Origin of the sequence: Streptomyces bambusae (assembly GCF_019400985.1) — a bacterium.
In the GTDB taxonomy this organism is placed as follows: domain Bacteria; phylum Actinomycetota; class Actinomycetes; order Streptomycetales; family Streptomycetaceae; genus Streptomyces; species Streptomyces bambusae_A.
In genome coordinates this window covers 1-3955 of the sequence record NZ_WTFF01000484.1, presented here as the reverse complement: position 1 = coordinate 3955, position 3955 = coordinate 1, and the positions used below count along the sequence as shown (strand labels likewise).

General features: G+C 76.2%; 3 protein-coding genes. All 3 read left to right on the top strand.

The annotated features are described in order from the left end of the window. A partial coding sequence (locus GPJ59_RS34425; RefSeq protein ID WP_219671933.1) for an alpha/beta fold hydrolase occupies positions 1–643 on the top strand: 643 nt, incomplete at its 5' end. Continuing rightward, the gene (locus GPJ59_RS34420) at positions 640–1908 is read left to right on the top strand and encodes an effector-associated domain 2-containing protein (RefSeq protein WP_308120649.1); all 1269 of its coding nucleotides are present in this window, start codon (positions 640–642) and stop codon (positions 1906–1908) included. The genes GPJ59_RS34425 and GPJ59_RS34420, both read left to right, overlap by 4 nt. 505 nt (positions 1909–2413) lie before the next feature. After that, positions 2414–3955: HEXXH motif domain-containing protein (locus GPJ59_RS34415; protein WP_219671932.1), on the top strand; the 1542-nt coding region annotated here is incomplete at its 3' end.

Here is a 3955-nt window from a genome sequence, read left to right as displayed (position 1 = left end):
CCTCGCGGCCGCGCTCGCCGAGGACGCGCCGCTCGTGCCCGACGGCACCGCCCGCGACGCGGCGGTGGCGGCCCTCGCCGCCCGTATGGGCGCGCGTCCGGACGGTTCGGAGCGCGGCATCGGCTCCCTGCTGGCCCGGCCGGCGCTGCGGATCGCCACGGGCCAGGCCGTGCGCCGCCGACGGGCGCTCACCGAGGCCGCGCACCCGGCCGCCGCCGACATCATGCTGTACCTGTCCCGCGGCGAGCCCCTGCGCCGGCGGCTGCGCGAGCTGATCGGGAAGCTGGAGCCGCCCGTGGTCGTCATCGGGCACAGCCTGGGCGGGATCATCGCCCTGGACACCCTGGTCACCGCGCCGCTCCCGCAGGTCGAACTGCTGGTCACCGTGGGCTCCCAGGGCCCCTTCCTCTACGAGAGCGGGGCGCTGCCCGGACTCGTCCATCCCGAGCCGCTGCCGGACCACGTGCCCGACTGGCTGAACCTCTACGATCCGCGGGACCTGCTCGGTTACGTCGGGGCGCCGCTGTTCCCGGGCCGGGTCACGGACGTCGCGGTCGACAACCGCCAGCCCTTCCCGGCCGCGCACAGCGCCTACTGGACCAACCCGGCCATCTACCGGGCCCTGGCCGGGAGGCTGCCGTGACGGACACGACGAGCACGGCGAGCACGGCGGACGCGACGGCCGTCCCGGCCGGGGCGGCCCCGCCCATCCCCTCGCCCTCGCCCGTTTCCCCGCCCGCGCCCGTTCCCTCGCCCGCGCCTGCTCCCGTCGCTTCGCCTGCTCCCGACCGCACGTTCGCCCTGGTCGTGGGCATCGAGCGGTACGGGGCGGGGCCCGCCTGGGACCTGCCCGGGCCGGCGGGCGACGCGCTGCGCTTCCGCGACTGGCTGCTGCGGGGCGGCGTACCCGACCGCAACATCCTGCTGTGCCTCGCCCCGCTGGCCGACCCGGGCGTGCCGTACCGTCCGGCCGACCACGACACGCTGCGCCGACTGGTGGTGTCGCAGCTCCACGCGCTGGACGGGGAGCTGCTGTGGGTGTGGTGGGGCGGCCACGGGGTGCTCGACCAGGCGGAGCGGCTGCGGCTGTTCTGCGCCGACGCCACCACCGCCGACAAGCGCAACCTCGACCTGGAGTCGATGCGCACCACCCTGGCCAGCGACGCGCTGCCCGGCTTCGGCCGGCAGATCTGGGTCGTCGACGCCTGCCAGACCTTCGAGGAGGAGTACGGCTTCCACCACACCCTGCCCTCCGAGAGCCTGCCCCGGGGCCGGCGGGCCCAGACCCACCACCAGACGCTGCTGCTGGCCGCGGCCCGGGGCCAGCGGGCCGCCAACGACCCGGGGCGGGGCACGGGGTTGTTCTCGGACAGCGTCCTCGACGCCCTGGCCGGCTCACCCGGGCCGTGGCTGGATCCGGAGGACCTGTTCCGGGAGGCCCGGGACCGGATCGAGAGGCTGCGCGCGGAGCGGCGTACGGAACAGTTGCCGGCGCTCTGGCTGCACGGCCCGCGGCGCACCGAGCACGTGCCGGCGCCCGCGCCGGCCGCCGCGCAGTCACCGTCCGGGCCGTCCGCGTCACCGGGCTCGGGTGCGAGGCCGGCCGCCGGCGGCGCCGTACGGACCCCGATGGAGCAGCTGTTGGCGGCCCTGCTCGCCTATCCGATGATGACGGACCCCGAGGAGCGCCAGACGATGGTCTCCGAGCTCGGCACGCGGAGCGTGGAGCGGATGCGACGCAACAGCAAGCCCCGTGCCGACCTGATCGGGATCGTGCGCGCGCTGAGCGACCGGCCCGGGGAGCTGTGGCTGCTGTACGACGCGGTCACGCTGCTGGACGACGACGAGACGCGGGCGGCGGAGCTGCGGGCGGCGGTCCGGGCGTACGCCGGGGCGCGGCCTGCGTAGCCGCGACGTGCCCGGCGTACCCGGCGTGCCCCGACTGGCTTGATCACATGGGGTTTTCGAGACAGCCCCGGTTCGTCATCATGGAGGGACTCCGGCATCGCGGGCGGCGCACACAACTGGGCGCGTGAACGGGGCACTTGAAGGGGGAATCACGTTGCATGAGCCGGCCGACGCGGACCGTCCCGGGTGTTCGGAGCGCCCGCTCCACGCCACACCGGACCACACCGCGGCACATCACACCACCGCGACGCACCACACTGCGGCACCTCACACCGCGACGCAGTACACGGGAACTCAGCACACGGCGACGCAGCACGCCGCGCCGGAACGTCCGGTCCCCGTCGAATCGGATCTGGCGGACCTGACCGGGGTGAGCCTCGCCGCGCTCCGCCGCATACCGGCGCCGCTGCGCAGCACGCGCCTGCTCACCCAGGCGCGGCGGCCCCGCACCAATGCGCTGGGCGGCTCGAACCCGTCGGGCGGCGGTACCGGCAGGGCCGAGTAGATGGAACCGCGCCCGCACGACGAGCGGTTACGCATGCCCGGCGCCTGGTTCGACGAGCTCGCCGCCGGCGGTGGTTCGGCCGAGGCCGTGGACTTCCTCGTACGGGCCGAACGCACCCGGCGCCTGATGCTGCTGGGCGAACTCCTCGACCGGCTCGACGAACAGCCCGGGGCACTGGCCCCTCTGGGTCCGGCCGAGGCGGCCTGGCGGCTGATCGCCGAGGCGGCCGAGGCCCGGCCCGAGGCCGCCGAGGAGCTGTTGATGAGCCCCCAGGTGGGCTGCTGGACGGCGCACATGCTGCGCCGTCTGCACGGCACGGCGGACGGCCCGCCACTGTGGGCGGACGCCGGGCACCTGTTCGCGATCGCCCTGGTGGCCCGGATCCGGGCCGGCCTGGACGCCGACCTCCCCGTCCCCCTGCGGGACGGCGGGCTGGCCCTGCCCACGCTCGGCCTGGCCCGGATCGGCGGCCTCCAGGGCTTCGGCTCGGCCCGGGCGCGGCTGCGCGGCCCGGACCTGCGGCTGACCGCCGGCGGGCGGACGGTCCTGGTCCGCCCGCGGGACGCCGCCTGGCGCAGCCACTGGACCCCCGCCCGCACCTTCCCCGGCACCTCCATCTGGCTGGACGACCTCGACCCCTACCGCGACCTGGACGAGCCGGTCGCCCCCGAGCCGCTGCCGGGCGCGGAGGCGGAGCTCTGGCACCGGCTGTTCGGCGAGGCGACGGCGGTCCTGGCCGGCGGCCCGGCCTCCGCGCCGGGGCGGCTGCGCATCATGGAGGTGCGCCGGATCGTGCCCGGGCCCACGGCCCCCTCGGGGCCGGTGCCGGGCGACCCGGCCGAGGTGAGCGCGACCACCTCGGACGCCTTCGGCTCCATGCTCGTCTCCCGCCCCGCCGACGGCGTCGGGCTCGCGGAGGCGATGGTGCACGAGTTCCAGCACAGCAAGCTCGGGGCCCTCCTCCACCTCTTCCCGCTGGTCGACGACGACGGGGCCGAGGTGCACTACGCCCCCTGGCGCGCCGACCCGCGGCACACCACCGGGCTGCTGCACGGTGCGTACGCCTTCACGGGCGTCACCGGCTTCTGGCGGGACCGCATGGCGGACCTGACCGACGGGGCAGGCGGTCAGGACGGCACGAACGGAACAATTCCATCAGGCGCGATGGACGCGATGGACAGGACGGGTGCAGCGGACGGGACGCACGAAACGGGCGGGGCCGCAGCCGAGACCGCGGCCTTCCACTTCGCCCTGCGCCGGCTCCAGACCCGGCTCGTCATCCGCACGCTGCTGACCCGGGCCCGGCTCACCGGTCCCGGCACGCGCCTGCTGCACGGGCTGGCGGGCACCCTCGACGGCTGGCTCCGCGAGGACGTCGCCCCCTCGGTCGCGGCCCGGGCCCGCGCCGCGGCCCTCAGCCACCACGTCGAGTGGCGGCTGCGCAACCTCCGCTGCGGCGATCAGGAGCGGACCCTGCTGGTCTCGGCGTACCGGGCGGGCGCCGCGCCACCGCCGGCCGCCGGCCACGACGCCGTCCCCGCC